General features: G+C 40.5%; 20 protein-coding genes. 13 read left to right on the top strand and 7 right to left on the bottom strand.

All coding sequences use genetic code 11. The features are described 5' to 3' along the window. Positions 1-20 precede the first annotated feature (20 nt). The 3 genes from uvrC to porW form a co-directional block, all read right to left on the bottom strand. Positions 21-1,829: an excinuclease ABC subunit UvrC gene (gene uvrC, locus DUT71_RS18260; RefSeq protein ID WP_113663984.1), complete on the bottom strand. Its 1,809-nt coding sequence runs from the start codon at positions 1,827-1,829 to the stop codon at positions 21-23. Positions 1,830-1,909: 80 nt separating this feature from the next. After that, positions 1,910-4,150 carry a transglycosylase domain-containing protein gene (locus DUT71_RS18255; RefSeq protein WP_113663983.1) on the bottom strand — a complete coding sequence of 747 codons (2,241 nt, stop codon included), beginning with the start codon at positions 4,148-4,150 and terminating at the stop codon, positions 1,910-1,912. Continuing rightward, positions 4,140-7,145 (bottom strand): type IX secretion system periplasmic lipoprotein PorW/SprE, encoded by a 3,006-nt coding sequence (gene porW, locus DUT71_RS18250; RefSeq protein ID WP_113663982.1) that lies wholly within the window; start codon positions 7,143-7,145, stop codon positions 4,140-4,142. The genes DUT71_RS18255 and porW overlap by 11 nt, the downstream gene beginning before the upstream one ends. A gap of 106 nt (positions 7,146-7,251) precedes the next feature. Here porW and DUT71_RS18245 point away from each other — a divergent pair, with 106 nt between their 5' ends. From DUT71_RS18245 to DUT71_RS18185, 13 genes are all read left to right on the top strand, one after another. Next, positions 7,252-7,470 carry an AtpZ/AtpI family protein gene (locus DUT71_RS18245; protein ID WP_113663981.1) on the top strand — a complete coding sequence of 73 codons (219 nt, stop codon included), beginning with the start codon at positions 7,252-7,254 and terminating at the stop codon, positions 7,468-7,470. Between the two features lie 41 nt (positions 7,471-7,511). After that, complete coding sequence (locus DUT71_RS18240; protein WP_113663980.1) at positions 7,512-7,892, top strand: hypothetical protein; 381 nt, start codon at positions 7,512-7,514, stop codon at positions 7,890-7,892. Positions 7,893-7,930: 38 nt separating this feature from the next. Further along, positions 7,931-9,088, top strand: a complete 1,158-nt coding sequence (gene atpB / locus DUT71_RS18235; protein ID WP_317048856.1) for a F0F1 ATP synthase subunit A — start codon at positions 7,931-7,933, stop codon at positions 9,086-9,088. 41 nt (positions 9,089-9,129) lie between these two features. Continuing rightward, positions 9,130-9,336 (top strand): ATP synthase F0 subunit C, encoded by a 207-nt coding sequence (gene atpE, locus DUT71_RS18230; RefSeq protein ID WP_010601523.1) that lies wholly within the window; start codon positions 9,130-9,132, stop codon positions 9,334-9,336. Positions 9,337-9,433: 97 nt separating this feature from the next. Continuing rightward, on the top strand, positions 9,434-9,928 hold the full coding sequence (locus DUT71_RS18225; protein ID WP_113648462.1) for a F0F1 ATP synthase subunit B: 495 nt from the start codon (positions 9,434-9,436) through the stop codon (positions 9,926-9,928). Between the two features lie 91 nt (positions 9,929-10,019). Further along, entirely contained in the window at positions 10,020-10,556 is a 537-nt protein-coding gene (gene atpH / locus DUT71_RS18220) for an ATP synthase F1 subunit delta (RefSeq protein ID WP_113663978.1), read from the top strand. A gap of 223 nt (positions 10,557-10,779) precedes the next feature. Beyond that, positions 10,780-12,354, top strand: coding sequence for a F0F1 ATP synthase subunit alpha (atpA, locus tag DUT71_RS18215; protein WP_113663977.1), 1,575 nt, complete (start codon positions 10,780-10,782; stop codon positions 12,352-12,354). A 140-nt stretch (positions 12,355-12,494) separates the two neighbouring features. After that, positions 12,495-13,376, top strand: coding sequence for an ATP synthase F1 subunit gamma (atpG, locus tag DUT71_RS18210; RefSeq protein WP_113663976.1), 882 nt, complete (start codon positions 12,495-12,497; stop codon positions 13,374-13,376). A gap of 160 nt (positions 13,377-13,536) precedes the next feature. Beyond that, positions 13,537-14,313, top strand: a complete 777-nt coding sequence (locus DUT71_RS18205) for a 5'-nucleotidase, lipoprotein e(P4) family (RefSeq protein WP_113663975.1) — start codon at positions 13,537-13,539, stop codon at positions 14,311-14,313. A 63-nt stretch (positions 14,314-14,376) separates the two neighbouring features. After that, a complete protein-coding gene (locus DUT71_RS18200; protein ID WP_113663974.1) occupies positions 14,377-14,589 on the top strand; it encodes a hypothetical protein in 213 nt (70 codons plus the stop codon). Positions 14,590-14,831: 242 nt separating this feature from the next. Further along, the gene (locus DUT71_RS18195) at positions 14,832-15,704 is read left to right on the top strand and encodes a DUF4349 domain-containing protein (RefSeq protein ID WP_240186983.1); all 873 of its coding nucleotides are present in this window, start codon (positions 14,832-14,834) and stop codon (positions 15,702-15,704) included. 639 nt (positions 15,705-16,343) lie between these two features. Then, positions 16,344-17,795: a M28 family peptidase gene (locus DUT71_RS18190; protein ID WP_113663973.1), complete on the top strand. Its 1,452-nt coding sequence runs from the start codon at positions 16,344-16,346 to the stop codon at positions 17,793-17,795. A gap of 85 nt (positions 17,796-17,880) precedes the next feature. After that, positions 17,881-18,270 carry a thiol-disulfide oxidoreductase DCC family protein gene (locus DUT71_RS18185; protein WP_162796111.1) on the top strand — a complete coding sequence of 130 codons (390 nt, stop codon included), beginning with the start codon at positions 17,881-17,883 and terminating at the stop codon, positions 18,268-18,270. A 2-nt stretch (positions 18,271-18,272) separates the two neighbouring features. Here the strand turns inward: DUT71_RS18185 and DUT71_RS18180 are convergent, their stop codons facing one another. The 4 genes from DUT71_RS18180 to recJ all read right to left on the bottom strand — a co-directional run bounded on the left by DUT71_RS18180 (position 18,273) and on the right by recJ (position 22,802). Continuing rightward, on the bottom strand, positions 18,273-18,701 hold the full coding sequence (locus DUT71_RS18180) for a CBS domain-containing protein (protein WP_113663971.1): 429 nt from the start codon (positions 18,699-18,701) through the stop codon (positions 18,273-18,275). Between the two features lie 69 nt (positions 18,702-18,770). Beyond that, positions 18,771-20,279 carry a GH3 auxin-responsive promoter family protein gene (locus DUT71_RS18175; protein ID WP_113663970.1) on the bottom strand — a complete coding sequence of 503 codons (1,509 nt, stop codon included), beginning with the start codon at positions 20,277-20,279 and terminating at the stop codon, positions 18,771-18,773. A 9-nt stretch (positions 20,280-20,288) separates the two neighbouring features. Further along, complete coding sequence (gene lptB, locus DUT71_RS18170; RefSeq protein WP_113663969.1) at positions 20,289-21,023, bottom strand: LPS export ABC transporter ATP-binding protein; 735 nt, start codon at positions 21,021-21,023, stop codon at positions 20,289-20,291. Between the two features lie 75 nt (positions 21,024-21,098). Beyond that, on the bottom strand, positions 21,099-22,802 hold the full coding sequence (recJ, locus tag DUT71_RS18165; RefSeq protein WP_113664008.1) for a single-stranded-DNA-specific exonuclease RecJ: 1,704 nt from the start codon (positions 22,800-22,802) through the stop codon (positions 21,099-21,101). Positions 22,803-22,818 lie beyond the last annotated feature (16 nt).

The raw sequence follows: 22,818 nt of genomic DNA, 5'->3' as shown, positions 1-22,818 counted from the left end.
ATGACGTAAAGAAAATCGGCTTAATTAGCTTCAGTACCGTTAAAATAATTTACAAGCGTAACCACTTGCTTTTTGTTCAGTAGTTTGGATAGTTCTTCGGCACTGGCTTCTTTAATTCGCTTCACTGATTTAAAGTGTTTCAATAACTTATCGGCAGTGCTTTTGCCAATCCCCTCAATTGCCTCCAATTCCGTTTTTAAAGTTCCTTTATCCCGTTTTTTTCTATGGAAGGTAATGCCAAAACGGTGTGCCTCATCGCGGAGATGTTGAATGATCTTTAAGGTTTCTGACTTTTTATCCAGGTACATTGGCAAACTGTCGTTTGGATAGTAAAGTTCTTCAAGCCTTTTGGCAATGCCTATCACGGTTACCTTCTTGTCAATGCCTAATTTTTTTAAGCTGCTCACCGCCGATGAAAGTTGGCCTTTACCACCATCAATAATGATCAGTTGAGGCAATGGCTGGTTTTCGTCTAACATGCGCTTATATCGCCTGTAAACGGCTTCCTCCATCGTCGCAAAATCATTGGGCCCTTCTACCGTTTTCACGTTAAAGTGCCTATAGTCTTTTTTGCTTGGTTTGGCATCCTTAAAAACCACAATGGCCGATACGGGATACTTTCCTTGAAAGTTAGAGTTATCAAAGCATTCGATATGATAGGGCAGTTGCGTTAATCTCAAATCATTCTTCATTTGCGTAAGCACGCGTTCTGTTTTTAACTCTGGATTTAGTTTTTCGTACTGGTTCAGTTTTTCCTTTTTAAAGAACAGTACATTCTTTTGCGACAGTTCTAGCAGTTTTTTCTTTTCGCCCAACTTAGGAACAGTGAGCTTTAAATTCATGTCGTCCAATGGGATCTCAAACGGAACAATAATCTCTCGGGAACTGCTTTTAAATTTTGTTCTAAATTCAGCAATGGCTATAGATAATAATTCCTCGTCACTTTCATCTAACCGCTTTTTGATTTCTATCGTTTGGGTTTGGATAATGGCACCGTTCATTACCTTAAGGTAGTTGACAAAGGCATAACGCTCGTCGCTGGCAATACTTACCACATCAATATTGGTGATTGCACTGCTCACCACGGTCGACTTGCTTTGGTATTTTTCTAGCACGTTTAGCTTTTTTTGGTAGCTATGTGCCAACTCAAAGTTGAGCTCTTCGGCAGCCGTTTTAACGACCTGTTTCACCTCTTTAATTACGTTCCCGATTTTGCCATTTAAAATATCTTTAATTTCGGCAATATTCGTGTCGTAATCGTCTTTGGTTTGATAGTTTTGACAGGGGCCTTTGCAGTTGCCTATTTGATATTCCAGGCAAACCTTGAACTTGCCCGCATTAATATTGTCCTGGGTTAAAGGAAGATTGCAAGTGCGTAGGGTATAAGTTTCTTTAATAAGATCAAGGATGGTATGCATCATCCCTACAGATGCGTAAGGGCCTAAATAAGTAGAACCATCTTTTACCATTCTCCGAGTATGGAATACACGTGGAAAGGGTTCCTTTTTGATGACAATCCATGGGTAGGTTTTGTCATCCTTAAGCATAATGTTATAGCGGGGCTGGTGCTTTTTGATCAAGCTGTTTTCCAGTAACCAAGCATCAATTTCGGTATCTACAATGGTAAATTGTATCCGTCTTATCTTGGAAACCAATACCCTCGTTTTCCCATTTAGTTGTTTGTCCTGTACAAAATAAGAGCTTACGCGATTTCGGAGGTCTTTGGCTTTACCAATGTATATGAGTTTATCCTCAATATCAAAATATTGATAAACGCCAGGTTTATGGGGAATGTCTTTTAACGCTTTTTTGTAATCGAAACTGCTCATGTAGATTACAAATTTAACTAAAAAATTAAACCTCGTAGGTTTTAAAACCTACGAGGTCTATTCAATATTGTGCTTAAAATTTAAAAGCCTAATTTCTTGTCCAGCTCCGTAGTGTTTTGTTCTTGAGGTTGGTATTGGTTGCAATCATAAATAATGCTTACGCCACTTGCAGGAGGGTCAAAATCATTTTTGGTTACTTTTAAATTTGGATTGGCATACACACGTTTCATAAAGCCTGCATAGATAGGCAAGGCAGAGTTGGCACCTTCGCCATAGCTTGTGCTGGTAAAATGGAATGCTCGGTCTTCGCAGCCTGTCCAAACACCAGCAACCAAATCGGGAGAAATGGCCATGAACCATCCATCAGAATTGTTTTGGGTAGTTCCGGTTTTGCCACCTATAGCGCCGTTTATTTTGTATTTATAGCTCAGGCGAGAACCTGTACCGCCCGTAATTACGCCACGCAACATGCGGGTCATTACGTACGCTACCTCCTCGTTCATGGCCACTTTAATGATTGGCCTACTTTCATAAAGCACAACACCGTTTTTATCTTCAATTTTGGTAATGAAATTTGGTTGGGTCCATGCGCCTTTATTGGCAAATACGCCATAGGCACCTACCATGTCATAAATAGAGGCATCAAATGTTCCCAGAGCGATAGAAGGTACCGCAGGCACGTCACTGGTAATCCCCATTTTCTTGATCTCGTTCATGACAGCTGTTGGCCCCACTTCTCTCATTAAAAATGCCGCGATATAGTTTTGCGAAAAAGCTAAGCCTTTTTGTAGGGTGATTTTTCCTGGTAGTGGCGTGCCAGAGTTGCGTGGTGTCCAATCTGGGCTACCTGGATTGGAAATGGTTACCGGCTCGTTAAGTACTTCAAAACAAGGCGAATAGCCGTTTTCGATGGCCACAGCGTAAGTAAATGGTTTAGCCGTTGAGCCTACCTGTCTTTTGCCCATTTTTACCTGATCGTATTTGAAATGTTCAAAATTGATGCCGCCAACCCAAGCTTTGATGTTGCCTGTTTTTGGGTCCATGGCCATCATCGCATTGCGTAATAATAATTTATAATATTTCACCGAGTCTATGGGCTTCATCAAGGTGTCGATATTGCCTCGCCAAGTGAAAATAGTCAGTTTCGAAGGGGTATTAAAATCGGTATTGATTTCATCATCTGATTTGCCTTCGAGTTTCAGGGCTTTGTACCTGTCGGATCTTTTGATGCCCTGGTCAATCAGTTGGTCTAAGCCTCTGAATGGATTTCTGCCTTTCCAACTTTTGGTAAATTGGGCCTGCAATACTTTCATATATTCTTTTTGGGCTTCTTCGGCATATACCTGCATATCATAGTTGATGGTAGTATATACTTTAAGTCCGTCTCTATCCAAATCATAGGGAGTACCGTCGGCTTTGTTGATAGAACGGTCTTCCAATATTTTTTTGATTTCAGTTTTCAGTACAGCTCTAAAATATGGGGCAATGCCGTCGTTGGTGGTTGCTGCATTGAAACGCAGGTTAAGCGGTTTGTCTTTTTCACCTGCAAATTCATCTTGGGTGATATAGCCTTCTTTAACCATCAGGGCCATTACGGTATTTCTGCGCTCAAGGGAACGTTCTGGATTTTTGGTGGGCGAGTAACGGGTAATCCCTTTTTGCAGGCCAATTAATACCGCGGCCTGAGGTACCGTTAGTTTATCGGGAGTGGTGTTGAAATATACCCTTGCGGCAGATTTGATGCCATACGCGTTATTGCCAAAATCAACCGTGTTGAGGTACATGGTAATGATCTCTTCTTTGGTGTAGTTACGCTCCAGTTTAATGGCAATTACCCATTCCTGAAACTTTTGGATAATCCTTTTGGCGAAATTCTTGGCCCTGCCTTCTTCCGAAAAAAGATTAAGCGCCAGCTGTTGTGTAATGGTGCTGCCGCCTTGTTTTTTGCCCGTAATAGCATATAGGAAGATGGTAAAGGTGCGTTTGAAATCAATCCCTGAATGAGAGCGGTAACGGATATCTTCGGTGGCAATCAGTGCATTGATCACGTTGGGAGAAATTTCACTGTAGTTAACGTTAGACCTGTTTTTAACGAAATAGGTTCCCAACACTTTACCATCTTCGGAAATTACCTCGGTAGCTTCATTGCTTTTGGGGTGTTCAATGGCTCTAAATGAAGGGATTTCTCCAAAAACGCCAAAACCGATCATGATAATAAAAATGGCAAAAGCAATAATGCCCGCAATGAGCACTTTCCAAATGCGCCAGTTGTATTTCCTGATAAGTTCTGGTGATAATGAATGGTTGTTTCTATAGTTCATTGCTACTGATATATCTAATGTACCTTTCTAAGGTGTTTCGATTAGTGATTTTATCGAGATTTTCTTTGCTGATGGCAAAGGTAACATAATTAGTGGCAGGAATTTTCATGATTCTGCCCAATTGAGGCTTAATATTTTGTTGGTATTGCTGTACATCGCCAATGCTGTTAAAGTCGCCAACAATAATCAATTGGTCCTCATCTAGTTCCCTAAGCTGGTGCCGTAAGTTGGTTCCGGCATAGTTGCCACGGTTAAATTGCCCAATGCCAAAACGGGAAGTACTTACATTTAGTTCGGCCGAATTTACTGCTACCACATAATAATAGTTGGAAGATGACGCTGCATTGAACAAGTTGTCTTTAATAGGCTCCGGTACTACAGGCTTAGCAACGGTATCTGGCTTCGCGGTAGCAATTGGTGTGGCAATGGTGTCTTTTTTCGTTATCGATGGGGTAACTACACTATCTTTTTTTGCTGGAACGGCTACTGTGACAGAGTCTTTTTTAGGCTGTATTGTAGGCTTTTGCGCTACCACAGTATCTTTATTCACTTCCTTAAGCACAGGTTTCACCTCGGGTTTTGGCTCAACTACCGGTTTTTGTACAGGAAGCTTTTCTTCAGCGGGCTTTTGTACTATAGGTGGTGTTGGCGTATAGGTTTTTTTACCCGTTGGATCAAGTAAATTGGCAATAATTGGTTCGTTTAGCCTAATCCTTGTTTTATTTTCCGCAAAAGGGATTTCGTTGGTGTCATAGTCAACCAATGCAATTTTCCTTTTTTTGAATTCGCTTAAATGTGTATTGATATAAAGCAGGTGCTGATCTACCAAAGGTTTAATTAGCTGATCTTTGGGGTATTTCTCTGTAATTAGTTTAAAGGCGGTAATCAACTGGTCAACATGTTCCGTACGGCCAATAGCGATGGCTTTGAGATAGTCATACTGCGGCTCCATGCTATTTCCAGGAAACCGTTGGCTAATGCCATTTGCATCGGCAATTACGGCCTTAAATTCCTTCTCTTGTAATTTATTGAACAAGCTTTCGTACTCTCTATTCAAAGTTGCTTCTAGCTCGTTTTGCTTAGCAGAAAAATTAGGGTCTATAATGGTTTTGGCATAAACAGAATTAGGATACCTGCTTAAAACCAGGTTTTTGTACCCGTTTGATTTGGCTTGGTCGTTGCCCTGATAAGCCAGGTATAAACTGTAGTATATGATGTCCAACTTATTGTTGTTGGGAAATCTTTTTAACAGGGTTTGGTAAGTTTTAATGGCTTCAGGTTTGTCGTGAAGCACTTGTTGGTAAAAACTACCCATATCCAAATAGGCATCAATAATTTTTTGGTTCGATTTTTCCAGTTGTGCGGGGCTCAGCGGAATGGAATCAAGATACGAAGTCGCCTTATCGGCATCTTTTGCCCTATCATTTGTAGAGGAGGCTACATCTGGATTAGTAGGCAGTGAACCGGGGCCGTTATCAGCCGAGGCGTTAAGTGCTTCTTGTTGGTCTTGCGACGACTTTATGCTTTGTCGCCAGTTGGCGGCTAATTTTCTGTTGCCCCAACGTCGTTTAAATTCATTAAATCCTCTGCTAATGGCATTGGCATTGGCAAAGTAAAAGGTACCGCCAGTTTGATTTTGGTAATTAACATTTGCCCTGCCCGAATTAACGGACGGAACGCCATTTGGATCATTAGAACCGTTGGCGGTACTTGGTGCCATGGCCAAAAAATAATTGTTTAATGCCATGGCACGCTCATTGGCAGGTAGCAAAGCTATTTTTTGCAGAGTGTCTTGCAGGCTGATGATTTCATGGCGTTGCTGTAGATAAGCCAAATTTTGGGCCTTATTGGCTATCGATTCATATAACGGATGCGTTTTGGGTAAAGTTAAAGCGGTACTATCATAGTAAAGCTTGGCGGTTACGTAATCGCTATATTGCTTAAAGTTCAGGTCGGCAATTTTTAGGTAGGATAATGCTTTTTGCGTTTGATTAACGGTACTATTCTTAACGGATAGGTTGTAATATTCTTCCGCTTTGGCATACTGGTCGGCGGCATAGTAATCTTCAGCAATTTCATAGTAAATCTGGTCTTTGAAATCTACATTCTTATCATCCTTCAGCATTCTGGTAAGTTGCAATGTTCGGTCAAAGTTTTTGCCGTCCAACATTTCCGCAATTCTAATTTTGCTCAACTTGGCATTAAAGTACATGTCGAAAGGGGCGTTGCTTTTTTCTACTTTTTGGTAAGCAGCCATGCTCTTGGCATACTCTTTTTCGTTTTCGTAAAGCTGGGCCAGGGTATAGGTCCATCTTATCCTGTTTAAGGAACTTGGCCCCGCTTTTAAGGCACGTTCCAGATAGTCAATGGCCTGTTTGTCGTTTTCTTTAATGATACTGAATTGCGCCAAGGTGGCTAAAGGTTCAGATTTTCCCCTCTTTACCGAATCGAGTTCAATTTTTACGGTGTCTAATATTTTTCCTGCACTTTCCAGATCATCTAGCTCTATAAAACTGCGTGCTTTCCAGTTGAGTGCATTAAGATAAACCTGATGATCTTTTTGGTAGGCCTTGGCCACATAATCGAAATAGGCTGTGGCATTATAATACTTGCCTTGCAGGAAATTGGTTTTCCCTAAAAGGATGTAGGCATCGTCTATATAATTGCTATAGTTCTTCTCTGCAATAATCGTTCTTGCCTTTTGGTCTATTTCGTCAAGCTCCTTAATTTTATTGCCGGCGGTAGTCGCATCGGCAACGGCCGGGGCATAATAAAGTGGTAAAAAACTACTGAAATTATCTGCCCTGCTCTGATTAATGCCTTCTAAATATTCTTCCAACAAAACATTAGAATTATAAATAAGGTTATATCTTGCAGACAGATTTTGGAGTTTTCTGTTGACAAGCGTGTCTTTTTGAGAAGAGCAGCTTATGATGAGTGCGAGCGTTAAACAGCCCAATAAGGCTCCGTAGCCATGTTTTTTGTAGGAGTTCAATTGGTTTTTGAGTTATTTATATTATAACAAAATATTCGCAAAAATATTTTATTCGGCAATATAATCTTAATATTTGAAATGTAATTTACCAAATGTTAGCCAAACTATGGGAGAGGAGAAAGATAAAACCGCATTTAGCTATGCCAAATATACAGGCCTGGCTTTCCAAATGATGGCCACCATTGGAGTGTTTGCTTTTGTTGGCTATAAAATAGATGAACATCAGGGCGAGGAAAATTTTCTTTTTACCGCCATACTGGGTATAGTTGGGGTTGCTGCTTCGCTATATCAAGTCGTGCGATCGTTAAATAAGAACAAATCGTAAATAATAAGGCCAATGATTAACTTTGTCCCAAAAGAAACATTTTGAGCTTAAGAAAATTTATTGTTGCCTACTTTATTTATACATCAGTACTTGCCGGAGTAGCGATATTGCTGAAGAGTTTGTTGCCGGGCATTATTGCTGGTCAGTTTTGGCTAGTTTTTGGATTTTTGGCCGGGCTAACCTTAATTGCCTATCTGTTGGCTCATTTTGGCATCGAAAGAAATCCGCAAATTGGTGTTTTTGCAATTTTAGGCTCCGTAATCCTCAAAATGTTATTCGCTATGGCTTTTGTGCTGATTTACAGCTTGAAACAAGCCAAGGGCGATCTGGCTTTTGCCCTCAATTTTTTTTCTTTATATTTATTGTTTAGCCTCTTTGAAATATTAGGTTTGTTACGTAACTTGCGCCACCAAAATAAATAGTAAAAATCTGCGAGTAAATGGATTATAACCGAGTTTTTGTGTCAAAAGTTAAGAGGCTAATTGTTGTTTTTACGCTTTTTTCTGTGTTTTTAGGTTTTAGAACTGCTGCTTTTGCACAAGCTGATAGCGTGGCCGCTCAAGGTCATGAAGTGAGTGCCCCTGCGGCACACGACCAGGCACATGGAAAAGAAGAAAAGGGATTTGATATTACTTCGTTTATTTTCCACCACATTAGTGATAGCCACTTTTTTACCATTTGGGGACATGGCGACCATGGTTTGACCCTTCACTTGCCCGTAATTCTTTGGACTGACAACGGTTTGGTAACCTTTAGCTCATCTGCTTTTCAATTTGATGATGCTGGTAAAGTTGTGGTTGAAAAAAATGGTCAGCGTTTTGCCATTGCCCATAATAAAATTTACTACGCAAATGCTACTGCAGATGCTCACGGTTCTTATGTTTCGCACGTAACGGATGAAAAAGGGGAAGAGAAAGTGACCAATGCACGTCCTTTGGATTTTTCGGTGACCAAAAATGTATTCAGTATGTTGCTGTCAATTGTAGTATTGGTAATCATTTTTACTACGGTTGCAGCAGGCTATAAAAAGAGAGCTGGCAAAGCGCCAAAAGGTATTCAGTCTTTCTTGGAGCCTATCATTCTTTTTGTACGGGATGATATCGCCAGGCCAAACTTAGGCCATAAATATGCTGCTTTCATGCCGTATTTATTGTCGGTGTTTTTCTTCATCTGGTTAAACAATATGTTAGGTTTGGTCCCTTTCTTTCCGGGAGGTGCCAACGTAACAGGTAACATTGCTTTAACTGTGGTTTTGGCTGCTGCTACCTTCTTAATCACTACCTTTAAAGCAAATAAATATTACTGGGGACACATTTTAAACCCTCCAGTGCCATGGTGGTTAAAACCATTGATGATCCCTGTAGAAATTTTCGGTATGTTTACTAAGCCTATCGCACTAGCGATTCGTTTGTTCGCAAACATTACAGCTGGGCATATCTTGGTAATGTCTTTACTATGCTTGATTTTTATCTTTAACTCAATCGCTGTAGCGCCAGCATCAATTTTCTTTGCGGTATTCATCGGTTTGATCGAGTTCTTGGTAGCATTTATCCAAGCATTTATATTCACTATTCTATCGGCGCTATTTATTGGTATGGCGGTAGAAGAGCACCATTAATTAGAACATAATTGTTAAACAATAATAAATAAATCAGAAAAATGACTGGAACATTAGCTGCAATCGGCGCAGGCTTAGCTGCAATTGGCGCTGGATTAGGTATCGGTAAAATCGGTGGATCTGCAATGGAATCAATTGCTCGTCAACCAGAAGCCGCTTCAAAAATTCAAACTGCTATGCTTATCGCTGCTGCTTTTATCGAGGCGGTTGCTTTATTCGCGGTAGTAGTTTCTTTGATCGCAAAATAATCAAAGAAAGATTTTAAGATAAGCACCTTTTCGGGGTTGCCGCTAAGGTGCTTATTTAAAAGAAAGTTTAACAAAGAAAAAATATTATATATATACAATGGATTTATTAGTTCCTGAAATTGGTTTATTGGCGTGGAATACTATTTCTTTCCTGGTGTTGGTGTTTTTATTGGGCAAGTTTGCCTGGAAACCAATCATGAAAGGTATTCACGATCGTGAAAAAAGCATTGATGAAGCTTTAAATAAAGCTGAACTAGCTAGACAAGAGATGGCTCGTTTAAGTTCTCAGAACGAAGAGTTGATGAAACAAGCTCGTGAAGAACGTGACCAAATTTTGAAAGAAGCTAAAACATTAAAAGATAGCATCGTTAACGAGGCAAAAACGCAAGCGCAAACTGAAGGGGCGAAATTGATCGAGAAAGCTCGTATCGAAATTGAAAACCAAAAGAAAGCCGCTTTGGCAGAATTGAAAGGCCAAGTTTCGGCATTGTCGTTGGATATTGCAGAGCGTGTATTGCGTAGCCAATTAGATGACAAAGCGAAGCAACAAGAGTTGGTGAACAATTTGTTAAAGGACGTTGAATTAAACTAAGTTATAAGTATAACGTTTTAAGTTTTAGGTTTTAGTGCTTAATGTTTTAAGCAACTTATAACTTACCACTTACAACTTACAACTACAATATATGTCAAGTAAAGCAGGAGCTAGATACGCGAAATCATTGTTAGACCTTTCTAAGGAGCAAAATGCCGTAGAAGAGGTGAAGAATGATATGGTGTTTTTTGAAAAAGTGGTGGATGACAATTCGGAGTTAGAGGCGATCCTTAAAAACCCGATTGTACCTTCGGATAAGAAGCAAGGCATTTTGGATGGTATTTTTGCTGGAAAAGTGCATGCCATTACCCAAAGCTTCTTTAAATTGGTAGTGAACAAAGGTCGTTCAGCGATCTTGTTTGATACGGCTAAACAGTTTGTACAACAATATAACACCATTAACGGTATTGTAACTGCTGAAGTGACTTCGGCAAGCCCACTTACTGATGCGAACAGAGCAGAGGTGGTTAGCCTTGTGAAAAAAGAATTGAATGCTAGCCAAGTGCTGATTAAGGAAAAGGTAAACGCTGATTTGATTGGGGGCTTTATCCTTAAAGTAGGTGACAAGCAATTTGATGCGAGCATTGCCAGTGGCTTAACCAAACTGAAAAAGGAGTTTGCTAATTAGATTTTAGTGTTCAATAGTTAGTATTTAGACAGGAAACTTTGAAGGATACTGAACTAAACTAAGAACTACAGCAGCATTAATATAAACCCGATTGAAACGAAAATCCTGTTTGTCATCCTGAGCTTGTCGAAGGATAAAACAGATTGAAGTGTAAAGCGGGACTGAAATAACAAAAGAGTAAGAGATTACATTTTACAAAAAGATATCAAAATAACATAAAATTATGGTAGAGGTAAGACCAGACGAAGTTTCGGCAATTATCAGACAGCAATTGGCCGGCTTCAAATCAGAAGCTGAACTTGAAGAAGTTGGTACTGTATTGCAAGTGGGCGATGGTATTGCTCGTGTTTACGGCTTAACTAAAGTTCAAAGTGGCGAGCTTGTTGAGTTTGCTAACGGCTTGCAAGGAATTGTATTGAACCTTGAGGAAGATAACGTGGGTGTGGTATTGTTAGGCCCATCAGACGAGATCAAAGAAGGTGATACCATTAAACGTACTAAAAAAATCGCGTCTATTAAAGTTGGCGAAGGCATGTTAGGTCGTGTGGTAAACACTTTAGGTGAGCCCATTGACGGTAAGGGACCTATTGCTGGCGAAACATTTGAGATGCCTTTAGAGCGTAAAGCTCCTGGGGTAATCTATCGTCAACCGGTAAACGAGCCTCTACAAACTGGTATCAAAGCTATCGATGCGATGATCCCAATTGGTCGTGGCCAGCGTGAGTTGGTGATTGGCGACCGTCAGATTGGTAAAACTGCGGTTTGTATCGATACCATCATCAACCAAAAAGAATTTTACGAAGCAGGTCAACCTGTATTTTGTATCTACGTAGCTTGCGGCCAAAAAGCAAGTACTGTAGCTAACATTGTACGTACTTTGGAAGAAAACGGTGCAATGCCATATACGGTAGTGGTTTCGGCTAGTGCATCTGAGCCAGCTCCATTGCAGTTCTATGCGCCTTTTGCTGGTGCTGCTATTGGCGAGTTCTTCCGTGATACTGGCCGTCCGGCGTTAATCGTTTATGATGATTTGTCTAAACAGGCCGTGGCTTACCGTGAGGTATCTTTATTGTTGAAACGCCCTCCGGGCCGTGAGGCTTACCCAGGTGACGTTTTCTACTTACACTCACGTTTGTTGGAGAGAGCTGCGAAAATCAACGCTAACGATGATATCGCTAAAAACATGAACGATTTGCCAGAATCAATTAAACACTTGGTAAAAGGTGGTGGTTCATTAACGGCATTGCCAATTATCGAAACTCAAGCTGGAGACGTTTCTGCATATATCCCTACTAACGTAATTTCAATTACCGATGGTCAGATTTTCTTGGAGTCGAACTTGTTCAACTCAGGTATCCGTCCGGCAATTAACGTAGGTATCTCGGTATCACGTGTAGGCGGTAACGCACAAATCAAATCCATGAAAAAGGTTGCTGGTACTTTGAAATTAGACCAAGCACAATACCGTGAGTTAGAGGCTTTCTCTAAATTCGGGTCTGATTTAGATGCGGCTACCAAATCTGTATTGGATAAAGGTGCTCGTAACGTAGAGATGTTGAAACAAGCTCAATTCTCTCCATTTACGGTAGAGAAACAAGTGGCTATTGTTTATGCAGGTACTAAAAACTTGATGCGTAACGTGCCGATCAACAAGGTAAAAGAATTTGAAGCCGATTATCTACAAGCATTGGAGTTACGTCATCCAGAAACTTTAGCAGCCTTAAAAGCTGGTAAATTTGATGACCAAATTACCGGTGTATTGGAAACGGTAGCAAAAGAAATTTCAAGTAAATATTAATTAGATATAAGTATTTAGTAGTTAGTATTTAGATTTTGGTCTATTGCTAATTACTAAGTAGCTAACTAAATTATAAGTGTTTGGGATTGGGATTTAGATTTCGGTCTAACTACTAATTACTAAGTACTAAATACTAACAAATGGCCAATTTAAAAGAAGTAAGAAATCGTATTGCCTCTGTGCAGTCAACCCAGCAGATTACCAAGGCAATGAAAATGGTATCGGCTGCGAAGTTGAAACGTGCTACTAATGCGATTATTCAATTACGTCCTTACGCAACTAAATTGAAAGAGATCTTGGGAAATCTTTCGGCAAGTTTGGAAGGTTCTACCTCTCCGTTTATCCAAGAAAGGGAACCAAACAAAGTTTTGATCGTTGCGGTATCTTCCAACAGAGGTTTAGCTGGTGCGTTTAACATGAACGTAATTAAAACCACTAACAACTTAATTGCTGAGAAATACAGCGAGCAACTGAAGAAAGGTAACGTAAGTATTGTTGCTATTGGTAAAAAAGCCCAGGATTTTTACGAAAAACGTAATTATAATGTAATTGGCAACAATAATGAAGTTTACGCTGATTTGTCTTTCGAGAACGTAACTAAAATTACTGAGGCGATTATGGCAGGTTTCGTAGCGGGTAAATATGACCGTGTAGAAGTAGTTTATAACAGGTTTAAAAATGCAGCTGTTCAGGTTTTAACTTCCGAACAATTACTACCTCTTCCAAAATCTGAAGAAGCAGCTAGCACTAAGGAAACTAACGTAGACTATATCTTGGAACCTAGCAAAGAAGAAATTGTAACCCAATTAATTCCTAAATCTATCAAAATCCAGTTGTATAAAGCGGTGTTAGATTCTCATGCTTCTGAGCATGGTGCTCGTATGACATCCATGGATAAAGCAACAGAAAACGCAGGTGATTTGCTGAAATCGTTGAAATTAGCTTACAACCAGGCACGTCAGGCCGCCATTACTACCGAGCTTACTGAGATTGTAAGTGGTGCGGCAGCATTAAACGGATAATTTTGGTTCATTAGTTCAATGGTTCATTGGACAAAGACCTATAATAAAAAAACCTCATCGCTTTCGGTGAGGTTTTTTTTATTGATATGATTGGTCACTTGTTAACAAGCTATGGCTTTTAACTTTTAACTTCCTACTTTTGACTTTTAACTTATGTGATATGAGATTGAGATTTTTAATCATTGCCCTATTTGCCTTTCCAGTATTGGTATCAGCACAAAAGGGAGTGGCACCTGAAAGAGATTGGACAAATGCGGTACTTTGGCAGCAATATAGTGGCGAGTATAGGGCTTTGGCCTTTCAAGCCTATAACTTCGCCAGATTGTCTTTAAAAGAGGCACTATGGGAAAACCAGAATGGCAAGCCTAACTGCGTTATTGTAGATGCAGATGAGACGATCATAGACAATTCCCGTTTTCAAGGCTATGAAATTCAACACGGGGTGAGTTATGTGCCCGCACACTGGACCGAATGGACCTCTAAAGCCATGGCAGATACCGTGCCCGGTGCACTGTCGTTCCTGAAATTTGCCGAGAGCAAAAACGTAGAGACTTTTTACATCACCAACCGTGATGAGGCTGACCGAAAAGCGACCATAGAGAATTTGAAAAGACTTGGTTTCCCTTACGTAGACGAGGCACATGTAATGACCAAAAGCACTACCTCTGATAAACAGGAAAGAAGAAATAAAGTATTGGAAAAATATAATGTTTTGCTATTGTGTGGTGATAATTTAAGCGATTTTTCGAATGTTTTTTATAGAGAAGGAAAGAATACCAAAGAGCAGGTAGATGCCCATCAGCACTTGTTTGGAACCAAGTTCATCGTACTCCCAAATCCGATGTACGGCGATTGGGAGAAACTGCTTTACAAAGAAGGAAAATTTACGGAGCAGGAAAAAGCGAAACAACGCTTAGAAAAACTTAAAAGTTACTAAACCATAGTAGTTTTTATAGAAGAAATATTATTTTTGCGCAGGACAAAATTAAAACGATAAAACATGGATGCTAAAGACAGAGAAAACAGCATGAAAACAGCCAATGATTCGGCTATTTATTCTTCACTTGCTTTATGGGCAGTGGTAACTGTAATTGGTGTATTTTTACGCTTCGCTTTTGATTCTTTAACGCTTTCACTAGTTTCTTGGGCTATTTTGGCCTTAGGTTTTGTAATGTGCTGTGTAACCACATTTAAAATTTTGAACGCGAAATAATTTAAGAAAATTATACATAACGAAATCCCTTCGTAGCGATGCTGTGAAGGGATTTTTTTGCTTACTACCACCTGCGAACTAAAAAACTGCAAACTGAAATGGGTTACCTTCAACCATTTTTAGCATTAAGCTAAAAAGAGATCAAATTACACCTCGAAACAAATTGTCGGCCTTAAGGAAATAGCATGCTTAAGACAATTTTGTGAAAGGATAAGTTCAAACACTTAAAACCTATTAACAAAATGAAAAGACATTTTGCCATCGTGGCATTGGCTGCAATTGTATTTGCGGGCTGTAATGCCGAACATAAAGCTGAAAGCGCCGATTATACCGCTACAGCAGCTTTAGATACCGTATCCAACAACCAATTGGTAGAAAAAATGACCAAAACCGCTGATATGCGTTTTAGGGTTAAAGATGTGCAGCGCACCAAAGCTGAACTGAGCAATACCATTAAAAAACAAGGTGGCTTGGTGATGGAGTTTTCCTTGAATAGCACGATCCAAAAAACGGATAAAGTGAAACTAAGTGCTGATTCACTCAAGGAAATCACTTCTTATCGTAAAGAGGGTTATCTGGTAGCCCGAATCCCATCTGCGGAATTGGATGAATTTACGGACCAAATTGCAGGTATGGCCGTGTTTGTAGATAACCAGTCGTTGAAAATGGAAGATAAAAGCTTAGCTTATCTGGAAAACTCCATGAAATCGGCCAATAGGCAAGAAGCGGTGGAGCAAATTAAAAAGGTAGCTACGAAAAAGGGAAGTAACGTAGAAAGCTCGCTTTACATTAAGGATGATTATGTGAACAAGAAAATCGAAAACCTGAGTATTGATAAGCAAGTTAAATTTAGCACCATTACGCTTAACTTTTATCAAGACAACACGGTTAAGACGATGACTGTAGCAAATGATAACTTGTACGATTATCAACCAGGGTTTTTTAACAGGTTGGCTTTGAATTTTGTAGATGGTTGGATGTATTTCAAAGAGTTTATTTTGTTCCTATCCAGGTTTTGGTTGTTCTTTGCAGTGGGTTTGGGCGCTTTCTTTGTGATCAGATACTATACCAAGAAACAAAGTGAGAAGACTTTCTTACCTCCACCGAGTAATTAAGCAACCTACTCTTTTATTCCAACCAACGTCGTATGTCAAATCAAATGGCGTGGCCACTAGTCTTCGGATGATCTGGAAGCCTTATGGAGATCGCCTCCGAGCCTTACCCAGTCATTTGGAAGCCTTATAGAGATCGCCTCCAAGCCTTATCCAGGTGATCAGGAAGCCTTATGGAGATCGCCTCCAAGCCTTATCCAGGTGATCAGGAAGCCTTATGGAGATCACCTCCAAGCCTTATCCTAGGTGATCTGGAAGCCTTATGGAGATCACCTCTAAGCCTTATCCAGGTCATCTGGAAGCCTTATGGAGATCGCCTCCGAGCCTTACCCAGTCATTTGGAAGCTGCATCCGCCATTTCAACCGTAGGGAGATAGAGTACGATGACGAAATTTGAATGAATGAGATTGCTTCGTCGTACCTTCTCGCAATGACGCTCCTATACACGTCATTGCGAGCTTTGCGAAGCAATCTACCAGGCAGATTTCTCCTCCTTCGGTCGTCGAAATGAAGATTTGGGTCTAATCAGTAAGAGACCAAAACTAACTGAGACAGCCAAGAGCAGATTGTAAAATTTAAACGATACACAATAGTTGTAATAATAAAATGGTAATTTCATTTAGCGAAATCTAAACAAACTCAATGAAAAAAATTACCCTTATTGCAGGTCTAGCTTGTGCTGTTTTAAGCGCAAGGGCTCAAGACTTTTCTACCGTTTTTAAGCAAATTAATACCGAAGTACAATCAAATTCCCAGGCCTACAAAAACCTAAAAAGTGCCACCGATAAAATTGGACATCGTCTAACAGGCTCTGCCAATGGGGCAAAGGCCGAAGAATTTGCCTTCAATCTTCTGAAATCATACGGTTTCGACGTACGTTACCAGCCATTTGAAGTAGAAAGCTGGGACAGAAAAACCTTATCGGTTAAAATTGGTGGCGATAGAACGAATTTGTCGCCAGTTAAAGCCGTTACCTTAGCACATTCGCCAGTAAGGGCAAATGTTACGGCGGAGATCATAGATGTAGGAAATGGTTTAGAGGCCGACTACGAATCTATAAAGGATAACGTAAGAGGTAAAATTGCCTTGATTTATATAGGCGTATTGCCAGGCTCTCCGGCAGGCACGGCTTCTTTACACCGCTCCGAAAAAACGGCTATTGCCACTAAATACGGTGCCGCTGGTGTCATCATCATCAACAAAGTAGAAGGTGGCGTATTGCTTACCGGAACGGCATCCGTTACAGGTAAATTAATCCCTATTCCGGCGGTTTGTATAGGGTTGGAGAGCGGAACGGCTTTAAAGGCAAAGCTGAAATCGGGACCACAGTTCGCACAAATTGCAATGACCAATTTTTCGGGAATGATCAAAGCCAGAAACGTCATCGCTACTTTAAAAGGCACTACTTTACCCCATGAAAAAATTGTGGTAGGTGGACATTTGGATAGCTGGGATTTGGCCACTGGTGCTATTGATAACGGGATTGGCTCTTTCTCTATCATTGATATGGCCAGAACTTTTAAAATGTTGAACCTACAAACTAAACGTACCGTTGAATTTGTGATGTTCATGGGCGAGGAGCAAGGTTTGCTAGGTTCAAAAGCCTATGTTGCCCAAGGCTTAAAAGATAAAACTTTGGGTCAGGTACGCTTTATGTTAAACTACGATATGACCAATGACCCTAAGGGATTTTCTACTTCGAGAAAAGAAATGGAACCTTTGTTTAAAAGCTGGGGAGCCGAAGTGGTGAAAATTGATACAGGCTTTAAAAATCTTTTCCACGCTGGAGCGGGCTTGCATAGCGACCATCAACCCTTTATGTTAGAAGGTATTCCAACGGGTGGAGGTGCTGGCGGTAAGTTGCCAAATAACTCAGGACCTTTTTATCATTCTGATGGTGATGGTTTTCACCTAGTGGATGAACAGGGCATGAAAAATACCGTGCGTTATTCGGCCATGTTAACTTATGCCTTGGCCAACACACCTACTATTCCGGTAACAAGGTTTTCTGATGCCGATTTGAAAGCATTCCTGGAAAGTCAAAAACTTAAAGAGCCACTAAAAATTGCTGGCGAATGGAAATGGGGAGATTAACTCCCCATTTTTTGTGGACAATCAAAATTGATGATTGCTTTATCTATTGCCCATAAGTGCCTCTATTTTGGCTTTTAGCTCTTTAATGAGAATTTCTTTGGCGATATTTTCTTTAATGAGCGCATGGATTATTATCAAATATGATACAACTGGTATTTTTAAGTTTGCATCTTTACAGAGTGAAACTGCCAAGCAAATGTTGGCTCCGTATGGTTTAGATGCTGATAAGCTTTCAAGCATTTTTTTGCTCCAAAATGGTCGGGTATATCATAAATCATCGGCGATCTTATATATTTCGAAGCAATTGGGATATTTTCGGTGGTTATATTTTTTCATTATTATCCCTAAGTTTTTCAGGGACTGGTTATATGATTTAATTGCCAAAAATCGCTATAGAATATGGGGCAAGCAGGAAATCTGCATGCTTCCTATGCCAGAAATTAGCGATAGGTTTATCGCCCCTGAAGAAGTGTAAGATTAACTGCTAATATAACTTTCCAGCTGCGAAATGGTCTGTTTTTGGTCAGCAATGATAAATTTAACCACATCGCCAATAGAAACCATGCCAACAGCCTTGTAATCAGCCACTACAGGTAAATGTCTAATATGCCTATCGGTCATGAGCTGCATGCAGGAGTCAATGCTATGGGCTAGGGTTACCGTAATTGGGTTTGCCGTCATCGCTTCGCTAATAGGCGTGTTTTTGGATGCCTTGCCCTGCAAAACAATTTTTCGAGCATAGTCACGCTCGGTGAAAATGCCAAGTAATTGTTCATCCTCCATAATTAACAATGCACTGATGTTTTTTTCGGTCATTAACTTTAGGGCATCTAAAACCGAAGTGTTAGCAGTAACGCTAAAAATCTGCAAGGGTTTATTGTCGAAAATTTGTTGAACTGTTTTCATGGTCTGTTTTTTTGGTTGTTCACTTAAATTTACCTAAAATAACAGTAATTCCAAATAGCTTGTTTTCAACTACATCATCTTCAAAATATCATCCACATACGCTCTGTTATTAGCCAGGCGTGGCACTTTGTGTTGCCCGCCCAGTTTACCACGGTTTTTCATCCAGTTATAAAAAGTGTCTTGCGGGGCATTGTGCACTTTGGGGCGTCGTAAGGCCATATCCTTAAAACGTTTGGCATCGTAATCAGAGTTTACCTCACGTAGGGTTTGGTCCAAAACATCTATAAACTGTTCGAAATTGGAAGGCTGCTGTTCAAATTCAATGATCCACTCGTGGCCTCCAGCCTCGTCGCCGTTAAAATAAATCGGACAGGCGGTATAATCCTTAATTTTGGCGTTGGTAGCAGCACAGGCTTTGGTGAGTGCGTTCTCGGCATTGTCGATAATCACTTCTTCTCCAAAGGCATTGATAAAATGCTTGGTGCGGCCACTAATCTTAATCCTAAAAGGATATAAAGAAGTAAAGTGTACGGTATCACCAATCATGTAGCGCCATAAACCTGCATTGGTACTGATGATAACGGCATAGTTTTTATGCAGTTCAACTTGCTCTAGCGACAGGGTTTTAGGGTTTTCGTCCTCCAGATTTTCCAAAGGAAGAAATTCATAGTAAACCCCGTAATCCAGCATCAGAAGCAGCTCTTCTGAATAGGATTGATCTTGTATGCCAAAGAAACCTTCAGATGCGTTGTAGGTTTCTAGATAATACATCTCGGGCGAAGGAATAAGCTCTTTAAACTGTTGGCGGTAAGGACCAAAGTTCACCGCGCCATGAAAATAAGCTTCCAAGTTGGGCCAAACTTCCATGAGGTTTTTAGCTCCGGTAAGTTCCATCACCTTTTTTGCCAGTACAATGGTCCAGGTAGGAACGCCAGAAATATTGGTGACGTTTTCCCTGATGGTAGCTTCGGCCATGCGGTCCATTTTTTCCTCATAGTTATCCATCAGGGCAATAGACATATCAGGCGTTCTGTAATATTCGGCCCAAATGGGCAGGTTTTTGATCAATACGGCCGATAAATCTCCGTAGTGAATATCTTCGCAAAGCTGGTTGATTTGATGGCTTCCGCCCAAAACCAAGCCTTTTCCGGTAAACATCTGTGTGTTTGGCCGGTTGTTGCAATAGATAGAGAGCATGTCTTTGCCACCTTTGAAATGACATTCTTCCAAAGCCTCTTCTGATACTGGGATAAACTTGCTTCGATCACTGGTTGTACCTGATGACTTGGCAAACCACTTAATTTCTGATGGCCAAAGGATATTTTGTTCCCCTTGGAGCATGCGCTCGATATAAGGTTTTAACGTATCGTAGTTTTGAATGGGTACCCGTTCCTTAAATTGTTGCACATTCAATATCGATCTGTAGTCGTACAGCTTGCCCCATTCTGTATTTTCGGCACTCGAGATCAAGGTATGCAGCCACTCATCCTGTACATCTAGGGGGTATTTCATAAAAAGCTCAATCTGATGGATGCGCTTTTTCATGTACCACGTAAAAATAGAATTTACTATCGCCATCAGTTTTACTTATAGATTTTTTTTGCGTAGAATGAAGTTCGAACCCAAATAAACCTTCCTTACCATTTCGTTGGCCGCCAATACCTCTGGCGTGCCTGATTCCAAGATTTTTCCTTCGAAAAGTAAATATGCTCTATCGGTAATGGAAAGTGTTTCCTGTACGTTATGGTCGGTAATTAAAATGCCAATATTTTTTTTCTTAAGTTTGGCCACAATGCTTTGGATTTCTTCCACGGCGATGGGGTCAACGCCGGCAAAGGGCTCATCCAACAGAATAAAATTAGGGCTTGCCGCCAATGCTCTGGCAATCTCTGTTCTACGGCGCTCCCCTCCCGAAAGTAAATCGCCACGGTTTTTGCGTACTTTATGTAAACTAAACTCGGTAAGCAGTTCTTCCAGTTTTTCCTTGCGTTCTTCCTTGTTGAGCTTGGTCATTTCCAAAATAGCCATAATGTTGTCCTCTACCGATAGCTTGCGGAAAACGCTGGCCTCTTGTGCTAAATAGCCAATTCCCTTTTGTGCCCTTCGGTACATGGGATCTTTGGTAATATCTTCGCCATCTAAAAAAATATGGCCTTCATTGGGCTTAATGAGCCCCACAATCATGTAAAATGAGGTGGTTTTTCCGGCACCATTTGGTCCAAGCAAACCTACAATCTCCCCTTGGCTTACTTCAAATGAAACATCGTTAACAACGGTACGCTGTTTATACTTTTTAATGAGATGCTCGGCTTTTAAAATCATTTATATTTACGATTTTAGATTTACGAATGAAGATTTAAGGCGGGAACTAAATCTTTGCTCCTTGTTCTTTCATCTTTACTCTTCAATCTTAATTCCTTTTATGTTTAGTTGCAAACGTTTTTTGTCTCTCCAATTATTTTCTTCTATCGTATAACAAATAGAAAATACTTGGTTTGGTTTTAACAATTTTTCAAATTCTCCAAGGTTAAAACCAATAGCTTCAAAAATAGTTGAATTTTGTTGTTTTACATGTATTTTTAGGTGATTTGTCCCTACAATTTGCGGGGTGCCTGCCAAAATTACCTGGTGGGTAGTAAATATTGGAGCCATGTTTTGTGGTCCAAAGGGCGCCATCTGATTTAGTATTCTAAAGAATTTGGCATTGATCTGTGCAAAATCAATCGTGGCATCAATATTAATTTCGGGGATGAGCAATGCTGGGTCAATGCTTTTAGAAACCACCTGCTCAAATCGCTCTGAAAATAAGGGCAAGTTCTCGGGGCTAATGGTCAGCCCAGCAGCATATTTATGCCCCCCAAATTGGATCAATAAATCACTGCATTCTACCAATGCTTCATATAAATCGTAGCCAACTACCGAACGTGCCGAGCCGGTATAATTTCCATTCGATTCGGTAAGTACAATGGTGGGGCGGTAATATTTTTCGGTAAGCCTAGATGCCACAATGCCAATCACTCCCTTGTTCCAGCTTTCTTGAAACACTACGGTTGTTTTTCGATTGATCAGTACTTCATCCTGTTCGATCATGGCCAAGGCCTCGTGGGTAATATGCTGATCAAAACTTTTACGTTCGGTATTTTGAACATTGATCAACGAACTCTGCTCGTCTGCAATAAAATCCTCTGCACTCAACAGCATCTTTACCGCTTCGTTGGCATGTCCCATCCTGCCGGCGGCGTTAATGCGTGGGGCCAACATAAACACCACGTCGGTAATGGAGTAATTTTCTGTTTTACCCGCAATCTGCATGAGCGATTTTAGTCCGGTAGAAGGATTTTCGTTGAGTTTCTTAAGGCCGTAATAAGCTAAAACCCGGTTCTCGTCAACAATGGGGACAATATCGGCAGCAATGCTTACCATGCATAAATCAAGATATTGCTCATACAGCGCATCCGGAAGGTTTTTAAGTGTGCAGTAGGCCTGGGCAAGCTTAAAACCAATGCCACAGCCTGAAAGCTCCTTAAACGGATATTCGCAGTCGTTGCGCTTGGGATCTAATATTGCTGCCGCATTGGGTAGTTCATCACCAGGTAAGTGGTGGTCGCAAATGATAAAGTCAATCCCCAGGCTATTGGCATAGGCAATTTTATCATTGGAACGGATGCCGCAATCCAGTGCAATTACCAAATTTACGCCATGGGCATGGGCATAATCAATCCCCTGTGTAGAGATACCATACCCTTCTACATGCCTGTCGGGGATGTAAAAATTGATATGGCTGGTGAAATGGCTGAAAAACTGGTAGGTAAGTGCTACTGCGGTAGTACCATCCACATCATAATCGCCATAAATTAAAATGTTTTGGTTAAGTTGGATGGCCTTTTCAATTCTATCTATAGCCCGTTCCATATCCTTCATCAAGAAAGGATCGTGCAAAAAGCCTAGTTGCGGCCTGAAAAAATATCGGGCTTCCTCAAAAGTGCGAATACCTCTTTTAACCAAGATCTCGGCCAAACTTTTATCTATCGTTAACTGATGGGAAAGTTCCTCAACTGTTTCCTGTTCAATATTATCCGTAATTACCCACCGTTTCTCCATTGATATTTGATCTTTT

This window comes from Pedobacter nanyangensis (assembly GCF_003313505.1).
In the GTDB taxonomy this organism is placed as follows: Bacteria; Bacteroidota; Bacteroidia; order Sphingobacteriales; family Sphingobacteriaceae; genus Pedobacter; species Pedobacter nanyangensis.
The sequence above is the reverse complement of the archived record's forward strand: the minus strand, read 5'-3'. Positions and strand labels throughout refer to the sequence as shown.

Excerpts from the sequence above, each read along its gene's own strand:
- atpH (WP_113663978.1), top strand. The coding sequence starts at position 10,020 with ATGTCAAGTAAAGCAGGAGCTAGATACGCGAAATCATTGTTAGACCTT.
- DUT71_RS18190 (WP_113663973.1), top strand. The coding sequence starts at position 16,344 with ATGAAAAAAATTACCCTTATTGCAGGTCTAGCTTGTGCTGTTTTAAGC.
- atpG (WP_113663976.1), top strand. The coding sequence starts at position 12,495 with ATGGCCAATTTAAAAGAAGTAAGAAATCGTATTGCCTCTGTGCAGTCA.
- DUT71_RS18200 (WP_113663974.1), top strand. The coding sequence starts at position 14,377 with ATGGATGCTAAAGACAGAGAAAACAGCATGAAAACAGCCAATGATTCG.
- atpA (WP_113663977.1), top strand. The coding sequence starts at position 10,780 with ATGGTAGAGGTAAGACCAGACGAAGTTTCGGCAATTATCAGACAGCAA.
- DUT71_RS18245 (WP_113663981.1), top strand. The coding sequence starts at position 7,252 with ATGGGAGAGGAGAAAGATAAAACCGCATTTAGCTATGCCAAATATACA.
- DUT71_RS18255 (WP_113663983.1), bottom strand. The coding sequence starts at position 4,150 with ATGAACTATAGAAACAACCATTCATTATCACCAGAACTTATCAGGAAA.
- atpE (WP_010601523.1), top strand. The coding sequence starts at position 9,130 with ATGACTGGAACATTAGCTGCAATCGGCGCAGGCTTAGCTGCAATTGGC.
- recJ (WP_113664008.1), bottom strand. The coding sequence starts at position 22,802 with ATGGAGAAACGGTGGGTAATTACGGATAATATTGAACAGGAAACAGTT.
- DUT71_RS18185 (WP_162796111.1), top strand. The coding sequence starts at position 17,881 with ATGAGAATTTCTTTGGCGATATTTTCTTTAATGAGCGCATGGATTATT.
- DUT71_RS18205 (WP_113663975.1), top strand. The coding sequence starts at position 13,537 with ATGAGATTGAGATTTTTAATCATTGCCCTATTTGCCTTTCCAGTATTG.
- lptB (WP_113663969.1), bottom strand. The coding sequence starts at position 21,023 with ATGATTTTAAAAGCCGAGCATCTCATTAAAAAGTATAAACAGCGTACC.
- DUT71_RS18225 (WP_113648462.1), top strand. The coding sequence starts at position 9,434 with ATGGATTTATTAGTTCCTGAAATTGGTTTATTGGCGTGGAATACTATT.
- uvrC (WP_113663984.1), bottom strand. The coding sequence starts at position 1,829 with ATGAGCAGTTTCGATTACAAAAAAGCGTTAAAAGACATTCCCCATAAA.
- DUT71_RS18175 (WP_113663970.1), bottom strand. The coding sequence starts at position 20,279 with ATGGCGATAGTAAATTCTATTTTTACGTGGTACATGAAAAAGCGCATC.
- DUT71_RS18195 (WP_240186983.1), top strand. The coding sequence starts at position 14,832 with ATGAAAAGACATTTTGCCATCGTGGCATTGGCTGCAATTGTATTTGCG.
- DUT71_RS18180 (WP_113663971.1), bottom strand. The coding sequence starts at position 18,701 with ATGAAAACAGTTCAACAAATTTTCGACAATAAACCCTTGCAGATTTTT.